This is a genomic window from Methylorubrum podarium (assembly GCF_022179745.1).
Classification (GTDB): Bacteria; Pseudomonadota; Alphaproteobacteria; order Rhizobiales; family Beijerinckiaceae; genus Methylobacterium; species Methylobacterium podarium.
The window spans coordinates 1-3,166 of record NZ_BPRD01000500.1 but is presented as its reverse complement, the minus strand read 5'-3'; the positions used below and the strand labels follow the sequence as shown (position 1 = coordinate 3,166).

The window sequence follows — 3,166 nt, the reverse complement described above, 5'->3', positions numbered from 1 at the left end:
GAAGCCGAAGATCGGCACCGTTGGCCGCGTGTGGTCAAGATGACCGATCGGGTGCCCGGAGATCAATAAATGCAAAATCCAAATATACGGCCCCATCGAGCGTAATCTTCCTCGATATCGGCGAACGAGAACGAATTTCATTCACGCTTCATCATTGCCAGGCCCCTAAAAGACAAACGCCCTGCCTGCGAGGCAATTACTTTCTTCATTCGCCTCCCGCCCGGCTGTCTAACGCCGGATGTCGGGCCGGCCTCTGCCGGGGCCCGGCCTTGGCGAGGAGGACGGACATGGCGGCGATCCCGCGCGAGATCAGGCTCACCGAGGGGCGTCGCCGCCTCGACGTGATCTGGGAGGACGGCAGCGCCTCGTGCCTGTCCGCCGCAACGCTGCGCGCCCGTAGCCGGAGCGCCGAGACCGTTCGCGCCGGCATCGACGGGCTCGCGCCCGCCCTGCCCGACGACATCGCCATCACGGCCGTCGAGCCGGTCGGCGCCTACGCCGTGAACTTCACCTTCTCCGATGGACACGACCGCGGAATCTTCCCGTGGCCGTATCTGCGGGCGCTGGCCGACGGCGCGGTGACGTGAGGGAGGCGGCCATGGATGAGATTCGCGACGCGACCTCCGAGGTCGCCTGCGACGTGCTGGTGATCGGCGGCGGCACCGCCGGGCCGATGGCGGCGCTGAAGGCGAAGCTGCGCAACCCGGCGGCTCGGGTGATCTTGCTGGAGAAGGCCAACGTCAAGCGCTCGGGCGCGATCAGCATGGGGATGGACGGGCTGAACAACGCCGTCATCCCAGGCTACGCGACGCCGGAGCAGTACACCAAGGAAATCACCATCGCCAATGACGGCATCTGCGACCAGGCGCCCGTCTACAAATACGCCGAGCGCTGCTTCGAGATCATCCAGGAACTCGACCGCTTCGGCATCCGCTTCCAGCGCGACGGCAACGGCGACTACGACGTCAAGAAGGTGCACCACCTCGGCACCTACGTGCTGCCGATGCCGAACGGCGACACCGTCAAGAAGGCGCTCTACCGTCAGCTGCGCAAGGCGCAGGTGCTGATCTCGAACCGCTTCATGGCAACGCGCCTTCTCACCGCGCCCGACGGCGCGGTGGCCGGCGCGGTCGCGGTCAACACCCGCACCGCCGAATTCCTGGTGATCCGCGCCAAGGCCGTGATCCTGTGCCTGGGCGCGGCCGGGCGGCTCGGTCTGCCGCATTCCGGCTACCTGTGGGGCACCTACGAGAACGCGGCCAATTCCGGCGACGGCTATTCGATGGCCTACCATGCCGGCGCTGGCCTCGCGAACCTCGAATGCTTCCAGATCAATCCGCTGATCAAGGACTATAACGGCCCAGCCTGCGCCTACGTCGCCGGACCGTTCGGTGCCTATACCGCCAACAGTGCCGGCAACCGCTTCATCGAGTGCGACTACTGGTCGGGCCAGATGATGCAGGAGTTCTACAACGAACTGCAGAGCGGTAACGGCCCGGTCTTCCTCAAGCTCGACCATCTCCACGCCGACACCGTGTCGGAGATCGAGACGATCCTGCATAAGGTCGAGCGCCCCTCGCGCGGGCGCTTCCACGAGAACCGCGGCACCGATTACCGGCACCGCATGGTCGAGATGCACATCTCGGAGGTGGGCTTCTGCTCCGGGCACAGCGCCTCGGGCGTCTTCGTGGACGAGTTCGCCCGTACCACCGTGCCCGGCCTCTACTCGGCCGGCGACATGGCCAACGTGCCCCACAACTACATGCTCGGCGCCTTCACCAACGGGGCGGTGGCGGGCGAGCACGCGGTGGATCACGCGGGCGGGATCGACCTTCCGGCGATCGAGCCGGAGGCGGTGGCCCGCGAGCGCGAGCGGGTGCTTGCGCCGACGCGGCGGGAGGACGGCATCCCGCCGGGCCAGATCGAGTACAAGACCCGCCGTTTCGTGAACGACTACCTGCAGCCGCCGAAGGTCACGGCCAAGATGGAGATCGGACAGCGGCGCTTCTCCGAGATCCGCGAGGATCTCGAGACGCGGATGGTCGCCCGGGACAGCCACGAATTGATGCGGGCGTTGGAGGCCGCCTCGATCCTCGATTGCGCCGAGATGGCCGCCCACGCCTCGCTGTACCGCAAGGAGAGCCGTTGGGGGCTCTACCACAACCGCACCGACTTCCCCGATAAGGACGACGCGGACTGGTTCTGCCACACGATCCTGCGGAAGGTGGACGGACGGATGGTCAGCGAGAAGCGGCCGGTGACCCCCTACATCGTGCCGGTCGAAGCCGACGAGCGTGGCGCCTACGACCGCCAGCGCGTCCGCCTGCAGGCTTGAGCCAAGGAGAACCCGATGCCTCTCGCCCATGCGCCCAGTGCCGTGCCCGTCACGGTCGACGAGGCCAAGTGCATCGCCGACAAGGGCTGCACCGTCTGCGTCGATGTCTGCCCGCTCGACGTGCTGCGGATCAGCGACCTCACCGGCAAGGCCCACATGAAGTACGACGAGTGCTGGTACTGCATGCCCTGCGAGACCGACTGTCCGACCGGGGCCGTCACCGTCCAGATCCCCTACCTGCTGCGGTGAGCCCGATGCTGAGCTCCGATCCGTTCGAGGATTTCGGCGACGTCGCCGAGATCGCCCTGGACCTCGACAACGGCGATCCGGCCGTGCGCCGCGTCGCCGTCCTGGCGCTTGCCGAGACCGCCGACCCGAAAGCGGTGCCCCACCTCGCCCGCGCCGCTGCGGACCCGGACCCGGATGTGCGGCGACAGGCATCCCTCTCGCTCGGCGGCTTCGACGGCCCCGAGACGGCGGAGGCGCTTGCGGGCGCGCTCACCGATCCCGACCAGGCGGTCGCTGTCGCTGCCGCCGAGAGCCTGACCGAGCTGAAGGATCCGCGCGCCGGCGCGCCGCTTCTGCCGCTTGCCGGCCACCCCGATCCCTTCGTGCGCGCGGCGGCGCTGCGGGCGCTGCGGGGTTTGAGGCTTGCCGAAGCGCTCGGACCGGCCGTCGCGGCGCTCGGCGATCCCGAGCCGGCCGTGCGAGCCCAAGGCGTCGGCGTCATCGCTTATCTGAAGCGGGAGGAAGCCCTCCCTTCGCTCATCGCCGCGACGCGCGATGCGGACGCCGAGGTGCGCCGCGCCGCCCTCGGCGGCCTCGCCCTGG

4 protein-coding genes are annotated in these 3,166 nt (G+C 68.2%); all 4 read left to right on the top strand.

The window, feature by feature from the left end:
* Window positions 1-287 precede the first annotated feature (287 nt).
* Window positions 288-587 (top strand): gamma-butyrobetaine hydroxylase-like domain-containing protein, encoded by a 300-nt coding sequence (locus MFF42_RS21955; RefSeq protein ID WP_238257743.1) that lies wholly within the window; start codon window positions 288-290, stop codon window positions 585-587.
* An 11-nt stretch (window positions 588-598) separates the two neighbouring features.
* A complete protein-coding gene (locus MFF42_RS21950; protein ID WP_238257741.1) occupies window positions 599-2,335 on the top strand; it encodes a fumarate reductase/succinate dehydrogenase flavoprotein subunit in 1,737 nt (578 codons plus the stop codon).
* A 15-nt stretch (window positions 2,336-2,350) separates the two neighbouring features.
* The gene (locus MFF42_RS21945; RefSeq protein WP_238257740.1) at window positions 2,351-2,584 is read left to right on the top strand and encodes a 4Fe-4S dicluster domain-containing protein; all 234 of its coding nucleotides are present in this window, start codon (window positions 2,351-2,353) and stop codon (window positions 2,582-2,584) included.
* Window positions 2,585-2,589: 5 nt separating this feature from the next.
* A partial coding sequence (locus MFF42_RS21940; protein WP_238257738.1) for a HEAT repeat domain-containing protein occupies window positions 2,590-3,166 on the top strand: 577 nt, incomplete at its 3' end.